Below are 15,762 nucleotides of genomic sequence, written 5' to 3'. Positions count from 1 at the left end.
CTCAATGGTCCACCTCGATCTCCAGGCCCGACGGCAGCGGCGCCACCTCGTCGTCGTACGCGCGCTCCTGCGCGCGGTCGACCTCCGCCTGCTCGTAGGCGGTGACCAGGTCCACGTACCCGGGCACGGTGGCCAGCAGCTCGGTGTGCGTGCCCCGCGCGATCACCCGCCCCTGCTCGACGTAGATGACCTCGTCGGCGAGGGCGATGGTGGCCCGGCGGTACGCCACGACGAGGATCGACGCGGCGGGAACCCCCGGCTCGCCGGCCGAGGAGCGCAGGCCGGCGAGGATGGCCGCCTCCACGCGCGGGTCCACGGCGCTCGTCGCGTCGTCGAGCACCAGCAGGCGTGGCCGCCCGGCGAGGGCGCGGGCCAGGGTGAGCCGCTGCCGCTGCCCGCCGGAGAGCGAGGTGCCCCGCTCGCCGACCATCGTGTCCAGCCCGTCGGGCAGCGCCGCGACGAAACCGTCCGCCTCGGCCAGGCGCAGTGCCGCCCACACGACCTCGTCGTCGATGCCCGGCCGGTCCAGGGCGATGTTGGCCCGTACGGTGTCGTCGAAGACGAACGGCACCTGCGCCACGAGCGCGACCGTGCCGGCCAGCGACGCGGCGGTCAGGTCGCGCGTGTCCACGTCGTCCAGGGTGACGGTGCCCGAGTCCGGGTCGACCAGGCGTACGGCCAACGAGGCGATGGTGGACTTGCCCGCGCCGGTCGGCCCGACCAGGGCGACCGTGCGGCCCGCCGGGACGGTGAAGCCGACCTCGCCGAGCACCTGCGCGCCGGGCTGGTGAGCCTCGGCGGGCGGATAGGAGAAGTGCACGTCGGTGAAGGTGAGGCTGGCCGGGCCCGGGGTGGCCGGGTCGAGCACCCGCTGTCCGTACGGCATCTCGCCGGTGGCGTCGAGGACCCGGCGCACCCGGTCCCAGCCCGCGACGCTGCGCGGCAGCTCGGCGAGCACCCAGCCGATGGCCCGTACCGGGAAGGCCAGCACGGTGAAGAGGAAGGCGACGCTGACCAGCTCGGTGACGCTGATCGCGCCCTGGCGCAGCCGGAACGCCCCGACCACCAGGACGGCCAGGGTGCCGAGGCTGGGCAGTGTCTCCAGCAGCGGGTCGAAGACGCCCCGCAGCCGGCCGACCGCGATGAGGGCGTCGCGCAGCTCACCGGCGCGGCCGGCGAACCGGGCGGTCTCCTGCGCCTCGCGGCCCATGGTCTTGACCACCAGCGCGCCGTCGAAGCTCTCGTGCGCGATGCCGCTGACCTCGGCGCGCAACCGCTGCGCGCGGGCCTGGCGGGGCGCCATCCGGCGGGAGTAGACCACGTTGAGCGCGAACAGCGCGGGGAACACCGCGAGGCCGACCAGGGCCAGGGCCCAGTCGGTGGCGAACAGCGAGACGATCGCGCCGACCAGCATCACCAGCGTGCCCACCGCGAAGGGCAGCGGGGCGATCGGATACCAGGCCGCCTCCACGTCGGAGTTGGCGTTGGACAGCAGCGTGCCGGTGGCGTTGCGGTGGTGCCAGGACAGCGGCAGGTCCAGGTAGCGGCGGGTGACCCGACGGCGGTAGGCGGCCTGGAGCCGGTACTGCATGTAACCGGCGCCGAGCCGGCGGCCGAAGATGCCGACCACCCGCAGCACGCTGATCCCGAAGAGGGCCACCGCCGCCAGCACCAGCGCGCCGACGCCGACCTCGCCCCGGGCGATCGCCGGCACCACCACGTCGCCGACGACCGCGCCCACCACGTACGCGCTCACGATGACCATCGAGCCGAACAGCACGCTGCCGACCACGGCGACCGTGAAGATCCGTGGCTGCTCGCGGATCGCCTGCCGCAGCACCCCCAGCCCTCTGCCGAGCACGTCCCGGCTTGTCCTGCTCGCCACGCTCTCCCCCGCCGTAAGCCACAATTATCTACCTCATCCTTACCGGTGCGGGCCTGCGCCGCCGACCCGGACGGGATATGTCGACCATCACGTATTCCACGCCCGCGCCAGCGGTACGACCCGGTCCCGCTCGCCGCGCGGCCGCCAGGGTCCGGGCCTACGATCGGCCCATGTCGCGGTACGCCCGAGCCGAGCGCGAGACGCTGGCCGATCTCCTCCTGGCCCTCGGGCCCGACGCACCGACGATCAACGAGGGCTGGGCGACGCGCGACCTCGCCGCGCACCTGGTGCTGCGCGAGCGCCGTCTGGACGCCGCCGGCGGGATCCTGCTGCCGCCTCTGCGGGGGTACGCCGAACGGGTCCGCCGCCGGCTCGCCGCCGGGCCCTACCCGGAGCTGGTGGCGAAGGTACGCCGGCCACCGGTGTGGAGCCCGGTCAGCAACCCGCTGACCGACGAGCTGGTCAACACCATGGAGTTCTTCATCCACCACGAGGACGTTCGGCGGGCCGTCGGGGGATGGCAGCCGCGTGAGTTGCCGCGTGGCCTGCAGGCCACCCTGTGGAAGCGGGCCGCACCGATGGCCCGGCTGACGCTGCGGCGCTTCCCGGCGGACCTCTACGTGCAGGCGCCGGGGTACGGCGAGGTCTCCGTCGGCCGTGGCGGCGAACGACTGCGCCTGGTGGGTGCCCCGGCCGAGTTGGCCCTGTTCCTGTCCGGACGGCAGCGGGTGGCCAGGGTCCAGCTGGACGGCCCGGCGTCGTCCGCGCGGCAGCTGCGCAACGCCAGCCTGGGCATGTGACTTTCTGCGCCTAATCGGTCACAGCAACGTCGGACGAATGCCCCAGTCCCAACGATGCATACCGATACCTCCTCCCGTACGCTTCACCGCGCCGTTCCGCGCCGGGGCGGCACGATGTGGGGGCACACGATGCGAAGTTTCGCAATCTCGGCGCTACGGGAACCCTCCTTCACGGCGGGGCGCCACAAGTCCACAGATCTGGTAGCCAACGAGAGCGTCGATTGGGCGCGCGCTTTCGGCCTGGTCAACTCCGGTCAAATTCATCGACTGCAACGGGCGGACGCCGCCGGCCTGGCGGGCCGAGCCTGCCCGGACGGGCCGGCACGGGGGCTGCGACTCCTCACCGACCTGATCTCCTGGCTGTTCGTCATGGACGACGCCTGCGACGAGGACGGCCTCGGGGCCGATCCGAGCCGGCTGGCGCCGGTCATCGCCGCCCTGCTCAACGTGTTGGACCGGGCCGGCGACCCGCGCGCCGTACCACCGCCGGAGGCCGGCCCGCTGGGCGCCGCGCTGCACGACCTGTGCCGCCGGACCCGGGCCGAGGGCCGGGCGCCGATGCTGCTGCGGTTCGTCAGCCAGGTCCGCCAGTACCTGCTGGCGCTGCTCTGGGAGGCCAGCAACCGGGAGCGCCGCCGGGTACCGGGGGTCACGGAGTACGTCCAACTGCGTCGGCACATCGGCGGCGTACACCCCTGTCTCACCCTGACCGACCTCGCGTCGGAGCAGCCACCCGGGCCGGCGCGGCGGGCCGATCCGGCGCTGACCGCCCTGGACCTGCTGGCGGTGGACCTGGTGTGCTGGTGCAACGACCTCTTCTCGTACGGCAAGGAGAGCCGGTCCGGCCCGGACGCGCACAACCTGGTGACGGTCATCGCCCAGGAGAGCGGCCTCGACGAGGCGGGCGCGTTACGGGCCGCCGCGGAACGCTTCAACCGGGGGTTGGCGGCGTACCAGGCGGCGGAGGAGGGCCTGCTGGCGAGCGGTGTCGCGGCGTTGCGCTCGCCGCTGGCCACGCGGCGCAACTGGGTCCGGGCCACCTACGACTGGTCGGTCGTGGCTGCCCGCTACGCCTGATTCAGGGCGCCGGTCGGCGCGGCAGGGTCGCCGGACGATCACCGGCACTAGCCGATGCCCGGTATCAGGCAATACTCTTCGGTAACCACTATGACGTGACGACCGTCACGTCGCCACCCCCGAAGGCGGCTACAGCGATGGCTCTCGATGTACCGTACCGTTCCATCCCGGACATGTTCCTCAAGCGCGTGGCGGCCACCCCCGACCGGCACGCGTTCGCGTCCCCGACCCCTGACGACTCGGGGCCCAACTGGTTGACCTGGGCGCAGGTCGGCCAGCGCGCCAAGGCCGTCGCCGCCGGCCTGCACGCGCTCGGCGTCGGCCAGGAGAACCCGGTCGCGATCCTCGCCAACACGCGACTGGACTGGGTGGTCGCCGACCTGGGCATCATGTGCGCCGGCGGGGCGACCACCACCGTCTACCCGACCACCGAGCCGGCGGACGCGACGTACATCATCGCCGACTCCGGCTCGCGGGTCCTCTTCGCGGAGAACCCGGCGCAGGCGGCCAAGATTGCCGGAGCGGAGCTGCCGGCGCTGACCCACGTGGTGCTCTTCGACGGCGCCCCCGACCCGAACGCCGCGATCCCCCAGCTCACCCTCACCGAGCTGGAAGAGCGGGGCAGCCGGGCGCTGGCCGCCGAACCCGATCTGATCGACATGCTCGTGGCCGGCATCGGCCCCGACCACCTGGCCACGCTGATCTACACCTCCGGCACCACCGGCCAGCCCAAGGGTGTCGAACTGTTGCACGGTGGGTGGTGCTGGGAGGCGGTGGCGCAGGCCGACGGCGGGCTGCTGCGCGACGACGACCTGCAGTACCTGTGGCTGCCGCTGGCGCACTCGTTCGGCAAGACGCTGCTCTGCGGCGCGATCCACGTCGGCCTGCCGACGTACGTGGACGGGCGGGTGGAGAAGCTGGTCGACCTGCTCGCGGTGATCCGCCCGACGCTGATGTGTGGCGCCCCCCGCGTCTTCGAGAAGGTCTACAACCGGGCGGTCACCACCGCGCAGGGCGCCGGCGGCGCGAAGGCGAAGATCTTCGCCTGGGGTGTCCAGGTCGGTAAGGAGAAGGTCGCGCTGGAGCAGGCCGGCAAGCCGGTGCCGGCCGGGCTCAAGCTGCGCTACGGGCTGGCCGAGAAGCTGGTGTTCAGCAAGCTCCAGGCCCGCCTGGGCGGCCGGATGCGGGTGCTGGTCTCCGGCGCCGCGCCGCTCAGCCCGGAGATCGCCACCTTCTTCGCCGCGGCCAACCTGCCGATCTCGGAGGGCTACGGCCTCACCGAGACCAGCGCCGGCAACTTCGTCAACCCACCGGACGGGCTGCGCATCGGCACGGTCGGGAGGGCGATGGGCGACCTGGAGTGCCGGGTCGACACCGACGGCGAGATCCTCGTGCGGGGTCGCCCGGTGATGCGCGGCTACCACAACCTGCCCGAGGAGACCGCCGCCGCGTTCACCGAGGACGGCTTCTTCCGCACCGGCGACATCGGCACGCTCGACGAGCAGGGCTACCTGCGGATCACCGACCGCAAGAAGGACCTGGTCAAGACCTCGGGCGGCAAGTACATCGCGCCGTCGCACATCGAGGGCATGTTCAAGGCCATCTGCCCGTACACCTCGCAGGCGGTCGTGATCGGGCAGGCCCGCAACTTCTGCACGATGCTCGTCACGCTCGACGCGGACGCCATCCGCGGCTGGGTGGCCGGCGGCCCGCTGGAGGGCCGCGACTACACCGAGATCGTCGCCTCGCCGGAGGCGCAGGCGATGGTCGAGGAGTACGTCGCCCAGCTCAACGCCAAGCTGAACCGCTGGGAGACGATCAAGAAGGTGGCGATCCTGCCGCGTGACCTGACCATCGAGGACGGCGAGGTCACCCCGTCGTTGAAGATCAAGCGACGGGGCGTGGAGAGCAACTTCGCCGCCGAGATCGACAAGATGTACGCCGGCTCCCTCGCCGAGCTCTAGGAACGTGTCGTCGTGGCCCCGCACCCGCCCAGGTGTGGGGCCACCGGCGTCCTCGGGTCCGCTCAGGCGATGACCGACGGCTCCGGCCACCGCTGGCGGCCGCTGCGGTCCAGGTCGTAGCGGACCGTGGCGATCCGCTCCACGGCCTCCACCAGCTCGGCGGCCGGCAGGGTGAAGGGCAACCGCAGGAAGCGTTCCAGGGTGCCGTCCAGACCGAACCTCGGCCCGGGCGCGAGCCGTACGCCGACCTCCTCGGCGGCCCGCGCGAGCGCGCTGGAGACCGGGCCGTCCAGCTCGGCCCAGAGGGTCACGCCGCCGCGCGGCACGGTCACCCGCCAGTCCGGTAGTCGGTGCGCCAGCGCGCCGAGCAACGCGTCGCGCTGGGCGGCGAGCTGCGCCCGACGGTCGGCGACGATGGCCGCCGCGTCGGCGAGCAGGCGCACCGCGACCAACTGGTCGAGCACCGGGCTGGACATGTCGACGCCGACCCGGACCGCCGCCAGCCGCTGCACCTGCGGCGCGGAGGCGCGGACCCAGCCGATCCGCAGACCACCCCAGTAGGGCTTACTCATCCCTCCGATGCTGACCACCCGGGAGTGCCGGTCGAACGTGGCCGTGGGCGGGGGCAGCTCGACGCCGTCCAGCGGGAGGTCCACGAAGGACTCGTCGACGATGAGATCGGTGCCCACGGCGTGGGCGGCGGCGACCACCCGCTCGCGCAACGCGGCGGGCATCAGGTGGCCGGTCGGGTTCTGGAACTCCGGGATCAGGTACGCCAACTTGGGGCGGGTCTGCCGCAGGCTGCCCAGCAACAGGTCGGGCTCCCAGCCGCCGGCGTCGGCGGACAGACCGTGCGTGGCGATCCGGGCCCGCCGGCCGGCCAGCGCGGCGAGCGCGTTGGGGTAGGTCGGTGACTCGACCAGCACGTTCCCGCCGGGGGCCAGGGCGAGGCGCAGCACCAGGTCCAGGGCGTGCTGGGTGCCGCTGGTGACCATGATCTGGTCGGCCGAGGTGGGTAGCCCGCGCGCGGTGTAACCGGCGGCCACCGCCTCGCGCAGCTCACCGATGCCGGTCGGGTGGTAGCCGGCGCCGCCCAGGTAGCGGGGCAGGTCCTCGACGGCGGCCCGGGCAGCCCCGAGCAGTTGCGGCGGGGCCGCCAACGCGGCGACGCCGAGGTCGATCATGTCCCGGTCGTCCAGTGGGGTCCACAGGCCGGTGCTGGCGACCCGGTGGTTGCCCGGCAGCATCGTCCAACTGCCGGCGCCCCGCCGGCTGGCCAGGTGGCCGGTCTCACGCAGCTCCCGGTACGCGGCGGTGACCGTGGTACGGCTGATCCGCAGCGCCTCGGCCAGCTCACGTTCCGCCGGCAGCCGCACGCCCAGGGGAAGCCGGGCGTCGGCGAGCAGCCCGCGTACCGCACCGGCGAGCGCCGCGTAGTCGGGGCTGCGGCGACGGCCCGGCAGGGCGTGCCACTGCCCCAGCAGGCGCGCTAATTGGACCCCTCGCACCTGACCAGTCATGACCACTCCTCGGATATTGGCCTCTTCCTCCGGGAGGATTGGCACCTAGGGTGGCATGCATGGCACTGATTGGCAATCTGCGGGAGCGGCCGGTCCGACGGCTCAGCCAGCTCTACGCCGGGCTCGTCCTCTACGGGGTCAGCATGGCCCTGATGGTCCGCTCCCAGCTGGGCCTGGACCCCTGGGACGTCTTCCACCAGGGGCTGTCCGAGCTGACCGGGCTCTCCTTCGGCACGGTCACCATCGGTGTCGGCGCCCTGGTGCTGCTGCTCTGGATTCCGCTGCGACAGCGGCCCGGCCTCGGCACCGTCAGCAACGTGGTGGTGGTCGGCCTCGTGGTGGACGCCACTCTGGCCCTGCTGCCCGCCGGTGGTCCCCTCGGCGTCCGCATCGCCCTGTTGATCACCGGGATCGTCGCCAACGGCGCCGCCACCGCGCTCTATCTCGGCGCCAGCCTGGGTCCGGGCCCACGCGACGGGCTGATGACCGGCTTCGTCGCCCGTCGGCCCCGCTTCTCGGTGCGACTGGTGCGTACCGTCATCGAGGTCACCGTGCTCGCGCTGGGCTGGCTGCTCGGCGGCACGGTCGGCGTGGGTACCGTCGCGTACGCGCTGGCCATCGGTCCGCTGGCGCAGTTCTTCATCCCGCTCGTCGCGGTGCCCCCGGCCAAGGCCGACGCTGAGGACGAGTCGGCGGTCACCGCCGGTGACCCGTCGCGTGCCCCGGCCGCCTGAACGTTCACCGACCGTTCACGGACCGGCACGCCGCGCTGGTGGAAGTGGGCTCGTTGGAGGGTGGGTGTTCCCTTCCGCGGCGCTCGCCGTCATCATCACTGCATGGGGGAGAACGGTTGGCGCTGGAGCGACGCATGGATCTTCGTGTCGTTGGTCATCGCGAGCGGCGCCGGACGGCACCGCCGTTCCGCGACCAGCCGCCGCCCGGAGGGCGTACGTCTGACCGACGTGCTGTCCACCGCCGACCATCTCAACCACGCGATTCCCGAACGACACGAGGTGGAGGCCGCGGTCCAGCGGCTGGTCGGCGCGGGCCTGGTCACCGTCGCCGACGGGTGGTTCCGCATCACCGCCGAGGGTGAGCAGCTCTGGCGCAGCCGGCCCCGGGCCGGCGTCGCCACGATGGTGGACACCGTGCAGGGGGTCCTGAGCCGCCGGCACGCGCCCGGCAGCGCCGACTGGATCCTGGAGGAGGCCGACCACGCGGCGGCCGTGCAGGAGTACGCGGTCCGCTCGATCCCCACGCCCCGCCGCTCACCCGAGGGGCAGTCCGGCGGCCACTGACCCCCAACGAGATCTTGGACAGTTTCCGTTAGCTACTAACGAAAACTGTCCAACATTGCCACGGTTAGGGCGCGCCGACGGGCGGAGCGGGTAGCGGCAGGACCAGCAGGTGCGTGGGTGTGCCGTCGGGCATCGCCGACCCGCCGACCTGCCGCCAACCCGCGCGCTGGTAGATATCGCGGGCCGGCGCGGCCGGGTTGGACGCGAGAGTCGCCCACCGCTCGGCCCGCCCGTCGAGGAGCCGGTACATAAGCTGCGCGCCAATGCCCTCACCCCGCCGGCCGGGACGCACGATCCATTCCATGACCGCGAACTTGTCGACGGCGCGGAGATCGGCGGGCGGCTCGGCGGTGGCACGCGTCCACCAACGCCCGGCAGCCATCGTCGAACCGTACGCCGCAGCGACCAGTTCCCCCGCGTCGTCCGCCACCACGAGGGTGAACCCAGGGCGCCTCGTCTCAGCAGGCAGGGCGGCGGCGAACGCGGCCACCTGATCCGGTCCCTCGACGTACGGCGGCTCCGCGTAGACGACCGCGTACAGACGTACCAGCGCCGGAAACACGGCCGCGGCCGATTCGGGAGTGTGCATGCGGTACGTGACGGGCATGGCGGAGCAGCTTAGTCCGTTCGACAGCAGATCGGGGACATGTCAGGTTGGTCGCCGCTCTCAAGTGCCGTCCGGTATCTGCGGTTCGACGGCGGATGGGCGACGATGCCGAACCGGCCAGCCGAGGAATCGATCGAACAGATCGGCCGCAGTGCCTGTGACGGCAGGGTTGAGCCGGTGCAGGTCATCGATGGCTTCGTGTAGGCAGCCGGCGAGATAAAGGAACAGGCTCAGCGACATGTCACGGTACTCGACCACGAGAGCGACTTTCGCCGTTCCGCACGGCCACGGCTGTCCGCACCGGCAGCACAGCCACAGCGGACGCATCGGCAGATGCCCGCTCTCCCGAGACCGGTCCCGCCGCACCGTCATGAATGGGCATCCCGTCGGGACGGCCGGCGGTGGGCTCGCCGGGGGATTGGCAAGCCCACCGCCACCGAACGGCGGCTCGGGGAAGGCCGCCGATCACCCACCCGCGCAGCCCCGATGGCGATACGCAGATGGGGAGTAGTCCGGACGCGAGCAGGACCTGAGCGTTCGGCCAGATCGTGAGGTCGATCGCGCTTCCAACAGCTCACCCTGCACCCCAGCTCAGTAGGTCGCTTGATCGCTGGTCTTCACCCAACGGTGCGCCGGCTGATCCCAGTGCGGCATTGGCGCAGTTTCGATGCACTCCCATTGCGACGACTACGGTGAGCTGGATAAATGGATCCGTGATGCACAGTGGCGGCAACGGTCGGCGAGCACCGGGCTTGCGGCGGCACAGGCTCGCGCAACGACGCAAGGCGATCGGCCTCAGCCAGGAACGCCTCGCCGAAGTCCTCGGCGTGGATCGTTCCACCATCGTGCGCTGGGAACGCGCGGAGACCGACCCGCAACCCTGGCTCCGCCCACACCTGGCCAGGGCGCTCAAGGTGTCCGTTGAGGAACTGGCTGATCTGTTGGCCGACACCCGCCGACCACCCGCCACGCTCGACGGACGTCTCGACTACGCGTTGCGGCAGCCCGGTCGCGTCGACCTGATCACCGTGGCACACATACGGGAGCGCGTACGGCATCTGGACGAGCGCTACGACCGAACGCCTTCGACTCTTTTGCTCGCCGAGGCGGCACAGTTGCACGGTCAGGCGGTCTTCCTCCGCCAGCACGCCCAGGTCGGCTCAGTTCAACGGGAACTGGCTGCGGCGGTCGCCGAGGCGGCGACGCTGATGGGCCAACTGGTATGGGACGCCACACAGCGACACGACCACGCGGCCAGCGCGGCCTACTTCGACCAGGCGGCCGACGCCGCGAGGGAGGCCCGCGATCCGGTCGCCGAAGCCAACGCGTTGCTGCGCAAGAGCTACCTCGCGCTCTACGGCACCAAGCGCCCAACCGCTGCCGTCGCGTTGACGACGCAGGCAGTTGCCGTCAACGACCGGCTCCTCACCCTCATGACTCCCTAGGAGGACCAGCGTGACAAGCACCGACGACGCCAAGCAGTCCGTTCGACGACGCGTCTGGGACCTCCTCGAACGCGGAGGCGTCGCACCGCCGGGCGTTCACGGCCACATCCCCGACTTCGCCGGCAAGGAAGACGCGGCCGCCCGGCTCGCGGAACTGGATATCTGGAAACGGGCACGGGTCATCAAGTGCAATCCCGACCGCGCCCAACTGCCCGTCCGGGTCCGCGCCCTCCAGGAGGGCAAGCTGCTCTACATGGCGGTTCCGCGACTCGCCACCCCGGAACCCTTCTACCTGCTCGACCCGGCCGCTCTGCACGTCCCGTTCGAGATGGCCGCCACGAGCAGTGGCGCCCCGGAGGTCGCCCCCACGGTCGGCACCGATGGCATGCGCGCGGTGGATCTGATCGTTTGCGGCAGCGTCGCGATCAACCGACACAACGGCGTACGACTCGGCAAGGGAGCCGGCTACTCGGACCTGGAGATCGCGCTCCTGGCCGAGGCCGGCCTCGTGTCCAAGGAGACGACCATCGCCACCACCGTCCACCAGAGCCAACTCCTCGACGAGGAACTACCGCACGCCGACCACGACTTCAGCGTCGACTACGCGGTCACTCCCGAAGAGGTCGTCGCATGCGTGCCGGACCGGAAGCGACCGTCCGGCATCATCAGGGAGAACCTCCGCCCCGACCAGCTCGACACCATCCCCGTGCTGCGCTGACTGCTCCGCCGGGTCCACGAGATGCCAGCCCGTGGCGTGCGCGTTCGATGCGGGACACGGGCGGGACCGCTCGACGCGTACCCACCGGGGCCGGCGCGGACGACGGCTCGGCGCGGCTAGCGGACCGGGTGGCCGTTGCGGCGCAGGGCGTCCTTGACCTCGCCCACCGTCAGCTCGCCGAAGTGGAAGACGCTGGCCGCGAGGACCGCGTCGGCCCCGGCTCCGATCGCGGGCGGGAAGTGCGCCACCTCGCCGGCCCCTCCGCTGGCGACGACCGGCACGTCCACCACGGCCCGCACCGCGGCGATGAGTTCCAGGTCGAAACCCGCCTTGGTGCCGTCGGCGTCCATCGAGTTGAGCAGGATCTCCCCCGCGCCCAGCTCGGCCACCCGCCGGGCCCAGTCCACCGCGTCGATGCCGGTGCCGCGCCGGCCACCGTGGGTGGTGACCTCGAACCCGCTGGGCGTGTCGCCCGTGGGCGCGCGGCGTACGTCGAGGGAGAGCACGAGCACCTGCCGGCCGAACCGGTCGGCGATCTCGGCGATCAACTCCGGCCGCGCGATGGCGGCGGTGTTCACGCCGACCTTGTCGGCTCCGGCGCGCAGCAGCGTGTCGACGTCGCCGACCTGCCGGACCCCGCCCCCGACGGTCAGCGGGATGAAGACCGACTCGGCGGTGCGGCGTACCACGTCGAGCATGGTGCCCCGGTCACTTGACGACGCGGTGACGTCGAGGAAGGTCAGCTCGTCGGCGCCGGCCCGGTCGTAGACGGCGGCCAGCTCCACCGGGTCGCCGGCGTCGCGCAGGTCGAGGAAGTTGACCCCCTTGACCACCCGCCCGGCGTCCACGTCGAGACAGGGGATCACCCGTACCGCCACCGTCATGCGGTCAGCCTATCCTCCGCGCACGGCTCGGCGGCCGACCCGAGGGGGCCGACCGCCGTACCGCAGGTGCACGTCACACCCGGACGAGCATCTTGCCCAGGTTTTCGCCGCGGAGCAGGCCGAGGAACGCCGCCGGGGCGTTCTCGATGCCGTCGACGACCGTCTCGTCGTAGGAGAGTTTGCCCTCGCGCAGCCAGCCGGCCACGTCCTGGACGAACGTCGCGCGCACGTTGTTGTGGTCGTTGACCAGGAACCCGCGCAGGGTGAGCCGCTTGCCGATGACCAGCGCCAGGTTGCGCGGCGCGGCCGGCGGCTCGGTGGCGTTGTACTGGGCGATCATGCCGCAGATGGCGACCCGGCCGTGCAGGTTCATGGCCGAGATCGCCGCCTCCAGGTGGTCGCCACCGACGTTGTCGAAGTAGACGTCGATGCCGTCCGGGGCGGCGGCGCGCAACGAGTCGCGGACCGGCCCGTCGTGGTAGTCGAACGCGGCGTCGAAGCCGAGTGCCCGGAGCCGCTCGACCTTGGCGGCCGACCCGGCGCTGCCGATGACCCGGCCCGCGCCCTTGAGCTTGGCGATCTGGCCCACCAGGCTGCCGACCGAGCCGGCCGCGGCGGAGACGAAGACCGTCTCGCCGGGCCGCATCGCGGCGACCTCCAGCAGACCGGCGTACGCGGTGAGTCCGGGCATGCCGAGCACGCTCAGGTACGCGCTGGCCGGGGCGATGCTCGCGTCGACGGTGCGGGCGCGGCCGGCGTCGAGCAGCGCGTACTCCCGCCAGCCGAGCCCGTGCAGGACGGTGGCGCCCACGGCGATGTCGGGTGACTCGCTGGCCACCACCTCGCCGACGGCGGCCCCGTCGAGGGGGGCGTCGAGCGCGAACGGCGGCACGTACGACTTGACGTCGTTCATCCGTCCCCGCATGTACGGGTCGACGGAGACGTACTGGTTGCGGACCACGATCTGGCCCGGTCCGGGCGTCGGGACGTCGGTCTCGACGAGCCGGAAGGTGTCCTCGGTGGGCCAGCCGTCGGGGCGGCGGGCCAGGTGGATCTCGCGGTTGCTGGTCATCGGGGGGTCGTCCTCTCGTACGCGGGTGGGGTCCGGGGCCGCGACGGTCAGGCGGCCAGGGTCTCGCGGACGGTCAGCGCGACGTCGATGTTGCCGCGGGTGGCGTTCGAGTACGGGCAGACCTGGTGGGCCTGCTCGACGAGCTGCTCGGCGGTCTCCCGCGCAACGGCGGGCAGGTCCACGATGAGCTGGGCGGTGAGCCCGAAGCCACCGCTGCCGTTGGGGCCGATGCCGACCTCGGCGGAGACGACGGAGCCGGTCACGTCGGCCTTGGCGCGGCGGCCGACGATGCGCAGGGCGCTGTGGAAGCAGGCGGCGTAGCCGGCGGCGAAGAGCTGTTCGGGGTTGGTGGCGCCACCCTCGCCGCCCAGTTCCTTCGGCGACGCCAGGTCCATGGCGAAGGTGCCGTCGGAGGTCTCGACGTGGCCGTCCCGGCCGTCACCGGTGGCGGTCGCGGACGCGGTGTAGAGAACCTTCATGATGGTCACTGCTCCTTCTGTCGATGGACGGTCTCGGTGACCCGGGTGAGCGTGTCGCGCAACGCGACGAGCTCGTCGATGCCCAGGCCGGTGGCCTGCGCGATCCGCAGCGGAACGTCGCAGAGCCGCTCGCGCAGCGCCCGACCCCGCTCGGTGAGGCTCACCTCGACCCGCCGTTCGTCGCGCGCCGCGCGTCGGCGCACCACCAGGCCGCCGCTCTCCAGCCGTTTGAGCAGCGGGGAGAGGGTGCCGGAGTCGAGCCGCAGCTCGGCGCCCAGCTCGGACACGGCGGGCGGGTCGTCGGGGCGTTCCCAGAGGACCAGCAGCACCAGGTACTGCGGGTAGGTCAGCCCGACCTCGTCGAGGATCGGCCGGTACACGTCGGTGAGGGCGCGCGACGCGGCGTAGAGCGCGAAGCACACCTGCCGGCGCAGCACCAGGTCATCGGTCACCGCTGAACCGTAGCCCGCAATTAAGTTGTGCACAACTTATCGGCACGGGATGCGGCCGTGACGACCGCCACCGAAGCGGTCAGCGGTCGCCGACGTACGCCTCCAACTCCACCTCGACGAGGTGCTCCGGATCGAGCAGACCGGCCACCACCACGAGCGTCGCCACCGGCCGGACCGCGCCGAAGACCGCGTTGTGCGCCCGGCCCACCTCGTCGGCGTGCAGCCGGTCGGTCACGTACATCCGGGTCCGGACCACGTCACCCGGCTCCGCGCCCACCTCAGCGAGCGCGGCCAACCCGATCCGTAACGCCTGCGCGGTCTGCGCGGCCGCGTCCCCGACGTGCGCCACCCGACCGTCCACGGTGGCCGTACAGCCGGCCGTCAGGGCCAGGTCACCGGCGCGGACCACCCGGGAGTAGCCGTAACTCTGCTCCCACGGCCCGCCCGAGCCCAGCCGGGTGACCGTCACGCCTCGGCCAGGGTGCGCAGCGCCTCGGACACCGTGAACGCGCCCGCGTACAGCGCCTTGCCGGCGATCACGCCCTCCACACCCAGCGGCTCCAGCGTGGCCAGCGCCCGCAGGTCATCCAGGGTGGACACGCCGCCGGAGGCGATCACCGGCCGGTCGGTGCGGGCGCACACGTCCCGCAGCAGGTCCAGGTTCGGCCCGCGCATCGTGCCGTCCTTGGTGATGTCGGTGACGACATACCGGGTGGCGCCCGCCTTGTCCAGGCGCTCCAGCACCTCGTACAGGTCACCGCCGTCGCGGGTCCACCCCCGCGCGGACAGCGTCTGACCCCGGACGTCCAGCCCGATGGCGACCCGGTCGCCGTACTCCCCCACCACCCGGTCGCACCACTCCGGGTTCTCCAGCGCGGCGGTGCCGATGTTCACCCGGGCCGCCCCGGTGCCCAGCGCGGCCCGCAGCGACTCGTCGTCGCGGATCCCGCCCGACAACTCGACCTGCACGTCCATCTGGCGCACCACCTCGGCGAGCAGGTGCGCGTTGCTGCCCCGACCGAACGCCGCGTCCAGGTCGACCAGGTGGATCCACTGGGCGCCGTCGCGCTGCCACGCCAGCGCCGCGTCCAGCGGGTCGCCGTAGACGCTCTCGCTGCCGGCGGCGCCCTGCACGAGCCGGACGGCCCGGCCGTCGGCGACGTCCACGGCGGGTAAAAGGGTGAGGCTCAACGTCTTCTCCTCGATCAGGTACGACGGTCCAGGGCGATCACCACGATCGCCGGCAGTACGAGTAGCAACAACACGATCAACGCGACCCGCAGCGCCAGATCGTCGACGAACGTCCAGATCAGAATCATCGCCGCCCCGGTGAGCAGCACGATCGCCGCGCGCTCACCCCGCGAGTGCCGGGCCAGTCGGCCCGAACGACCCCGCCGGACCTGTGGCGTCAACCGGCGCAGAACCGCGCGGCGGCGCTGCCGACGGGCCACCCGGCGCTGCCGGACCGCCCGCTCCCGCGCCTGCTCCGCCTCACGTTCCGCCCGCCGGCGGGCCCGCTCGCGGCTCACCGCGACGCCCGCTGGGCGAACGCCGGGCGGCG

General features: G+C 72.2%; 18 protein-coding genes. 7 read left to right on the top strand and 11 right to left on the bottom strand.

Going from position 1 to position 15,762, the window contains the following annotated elements:
- Position 1: 1 nt before the first annotated feature.
- A complete protein-coding gene (locus AB0I89_RS17160; RefSeq protein ID WP_357127058.1) occupies positions 2-1,885 on the bottom strand; it encodes an ABC transporter ATP-binding protein in 1,884 nt (627 codons plus the stop codon).
- A 170-nt stretch (positions 1,886-2,055) separates the two neighbouring features.
- On the opposite strand from AB0I89_RS17160, the gene AB0I89_RS17155 reads away from it, so the two are divergent.
- From AB0I89_RS17155 to AB0I89_RS17145, 3 genes are all read left to right on the top strand, one after another.
- A complete protein-coding gene (locus tag AB0I89_RS17155) occupies positions 2,056-2,685 on the top strand; it encodes a TIGR03085 family metal-binding protein (RefSeq protein WP_357127055.1) in 630 nt (209 codons plus the stop codon).
- Positions 2,686-2,814: 129 nt separating this feature from the next.
- Positions 2,815-3,762, top strand: coding sequence for a terpene synthase (locus AB0I89_RS17150; RefSeq protein WP_357127053.1), 948 nt, complete (start codon positions 2,815-2,817; stop codon positions 3,760-3,762).
- Positions 3,763-3,899: 137 nt separating this feature from the next.
- On the top strand, positions 3,900-5,726 hold the full coding sequence (locus tag AB0I89_RS17145; RefSeq protein WP_357127050.1) for a long-chain fatty acid--CoA ligase: 1,827 nt from the start codon (positions 3,900-3,902) through the stop codon (positions 5,724-5,726).
- 62 nt (positions 5,727-5,788) lie between these two features.
- Here the strand turns inward: AB0I89_RS17145 and AB0I89_RS17140 are convergent, their stop codons facing one another.
- Positions 5,789-7,246: a PLP-dependent aminotransferase family protein gene (locus tag AB0I89_RS17140; protein ID WP_357127047.1), complete on the bottom strand. Its 1,458-nt coding sequence runs from the start codon at positions 7,244-7,246 to the stop codon at positions 5,789-5,791.
- A 59-nt stretch (positions 7,247-7,305) separates the two neighbouring features.
- Here AB0I89_RS17140 and AB0I89_RS17135 point away from each other — a divergent pair, with 59 nt between their 5' ends.
- Complete coding sequence (locus tag AB0I89_RS17135; RefSeq protein ID WP_357127044.1) at positions 7,306-7,980, top strand: hypothetical protein; 675 nt, start codon at positions 7,306-7,308, stop codon at positions 7,978-7,980.
- A 102-nt stretch (positions 7,981-8,082) separates the two neighbouring features.
- Positions 8,083-8,544, top strand: coding sequence for a hypothetical protein (locus AB0I89_RS17130; RefSeq protein ID WP_357127041.1), 462 nt, complete (start codon positions 8,083-8,085; stop codon positions 8,542-8,544).
- A gap of 64 nt (positions 8,545-8,608) precedes the next feature.
- Here the strand turns inward: AB0I89_RS17130 and AB0I89_RS17125 are convergent, their stop codons facing one another.
- Together AB0I89_RS17125 and AB0I89_RS17120 are read right to left on the bottom strand one after the other, a co-directional pair.
- A complete protein-coding gene (locus tag AB0I89_RS17125) occupies positions 8,609-9,151 on the bottom strand; it encodes a GNAT family N-acetyltransferase (protein ID WP_357127038.1) in 543 nt (180 codons plus the stop codon).
- Between the two features lie 60 nt (positions 9,152-9,211).
- A complete protein-coding gene (locus AB0I89_RS17120; protein ID WP_357127035.1) occupies positions 9,212-9,523 on the bottom strand; it encodes a hypothetical protein in 312 nt (103 codons plus the stop codon).
- 380 nt (positions 9,524-9,903) lie between these two features.
- Between AB0I89_RS17120 and AB0I89_RS17115 the strand changes: the two genes are divergently transcribed.
- Complete coding sequence (locus tag AB0I89_RS17115; RefSeq protein WP_357127032.1) at positions 9,904-10,596, top strand: helix-turn-helix transcriptional regulator; 693 nt, start codon at positions 9,904-9,906, stop codon at positions 10,594-10,596.
- A gap of 10 nt (positions 10,597-10,606) precedes the next feature.
- Positions 10,607-11,314 (top strand): 5-formyltetrahydrofolate cyclo-ligase, encoded by a 708-nt coding sequence (locus AB0I89_RS17110; protein WP_357127029.1) that lies wholly within the window; start codon positions 10,607-10,609, stop codon positions 11,312-11,314.
- Between the two features lie 116 nt (positions 11,315-11,430).
- Here the strand turns inward: AB0I89_RS17110 and hisF are convergent, their stop codons facing one another.
- The 7 genes from hisF to AB0I89_RS17075 all read right to left on the bottom strand — a co-directional run bounded on the left by hisF (position 11,431) and on the right by AB0I89_RS17075 (position 15,730).
- A complete protein-coding gene (hisF, locus tag AB0I89_RS17105; RefSeq protein ID WP_357127026.1) occupies positions 11,431-12,198 on the bottom strand; it encodes an imidazole glycerol phosphate synthase subunit HisF in 768 nt (255 codons plus the stop codon).
- A gap of 73 nt (positions 12,199-12,271) precedes the next feature.
- Positions 12,272-13,270, bottom strand: a complete 999-nt coding sequence (locus AB0I89_RS17100; RefSeq protein ID WP_357127023.1) for an NADP-dependent oxidoreductase — start codon at positions 13,268-13,270, stop codon at positions 12,272-12,274.
- 47 nt (positions 13,271-13,317) lie between these two features.
- Positions 13,318-13,749 carry an organic hydroperoxide resistance protein gene (locus AB0I89_RS17095; protein WP_357127020.1) on the bottom strand — a complete coding sequence of 144 codons (432 nt, stop codon included), beginning with the start codon at positions 13,747-13,749 and terminating at the stop codon, positions 13,318-13,320.
- A 5-nt stretch (positions 13,750-13,754) separates the two neighbouring features.
- Positions 13,755-14,201 carry a MarR family transcriptional regulator gene (locus AB0I89_RS17090; RefSeq protein WP_357127017.1) on the bottom strand — a complete coding sequence of 149 codons (447 nt, stop codon included), beginning with the start codon at positions 14,199-14,201 and terminating at the stop codon, positions 13,755-13,757.
- Positions 14,202-14,280: 79 nt separating this feature from the next.
- Complete coding sequence (locus tag AB0I89_RS17085; protein WP_357127014.1) at positions 14,281-14,670, bottom strand: RidA family protein; 390 nt, start codon at positions 14,668-14,670, stop codon at positions 14,281-14,283.
- Entirely contained in the window at positions 14,667-15,392 is a 726-nt protein-coding gene (priA, locus tag AB0I89_RS17080; RefSeq protein WP_357127011.1) for a bifunctional 1-(5-phosphoribosyl)-5-((5-phosphoribosylamino)methylideneamino)imidazole-4-carboxamide isomerase/phosphoribosylanthranilate isomerase PriA, read from the bottom strand. The genes AB0I89_RS17085 and priA overlap by 4 nt, the downstream gene beginning before the upstream one ends.
- Positions 15,393-15,406: 14 nt before the next feature.
- Positions 15,407-15,730, bottom strand: a complete 324-nt coding sequence (locus AB0I89_RS17075; protein WP_357127008.1) for a hypothetical protein — start codon at positions 15,728-15,730, stop codon at positions 15,407-15,409.
- Positions 15,731-15,762 lie beyond the last annotated feature (32 nt).

Origin of the sequence: Micromonospora sp. NPDC049801 (assembly GCF_040656575.1) — a bacterium.
In the GTDB taxonomy this organism is placed as follows: Bacteria; Actinomycetota; Actinomycetes; order Mycobacteriales; family Micromonosporaceae; genus Micromonospora.
Note: the sequence above shows the minus strand (reverse complement) of the source record. Positions and strands in the feature narration are given on the sequence as shown.

Excerpts from the sequence above, each read along its gene's own strand:
- AB0I89_RS17155 (WP_357127055.1), top strand. The coding sequence starts at position 2,056 with ATGTCGCGGTACGCCCGAGCCGAGCGCGAGACGCTGGCCGATCTCCTC.
- AB0I89_RS17150 (WP_357127053.1), top strand. The coding sequence starts at position 2,815 with ATGCGAAGTTTCGCAATCTCGGCGCTACGGGAACCCTCCTTCACGGCG.
- AB0I89_RS17145 (WP_357127050.1), top strand. The coding sequence starts at position 3,900 with ATGGCTCTCGATGTACCGTACCGTTCCATCCCGGACATGTTCCTCAAG.
- AB0I89_RS17140 (WP_357127047.1), bottom strand. The coding sequence starts at position 7,246 with ATGACTGGTCAGGTGCGAGGGGTCCAATTAGCGCGCCTGCTGGGGCAG.
- AB0I89_RS17135 (WP_357127044.1), top strand. The coding sequence starts at position 7,306 with ATGGCACTGATTGGCAATCTGCGGGAGCGGCCGGTCCGACGGCTCAGC.
- AB0I89_RS17130 (WP_357127041.1), top strand. The coding sequence starts at position 8,083 with ATGGGGGAGAACGGTTGGCGCTGGAGCGACGCATGGATCTTCGTGTCG.
- AB0I89_RS17125 (WP_357127038.1), bottom strand. The coding sequence starts at position 9,151 with ATGCCCGTCACGTACCGCATGCACACTCCCGAATCGGCCGCGGCCGTG.
- AB0I89_RS17120 (WP_357127035.1), bottom strand. The coding sequence starts at position 9,523 with ATGACGGTGCGGCGGGACCGGTCTCGGGAGAGCGGGCATCTGCCGATG.
- hisF (WP_357127026.1), bottom strand. The coding sequence starts at position 12,198 with ATGACGGTGGCGGTACGGGTGATCCCCTGTCTCGACGTGGACGCCGGG.
- AB0I89_RS17100 (WP_357127023.1), bottom strand. The coding sequence starts at position 13,270 with ATGACCAGCAACCGCGAGATCCACCTGGCCCGCCGCCCCGACGGCTGG.
- AB0I89_RS17095 (WP_357127020.1), bottom strand. The coding sequence starts at position 13,749 with ATGAAGGTTCTCTACACCGCGTCCGCGACCGCCACCGGTGACGGCCGG.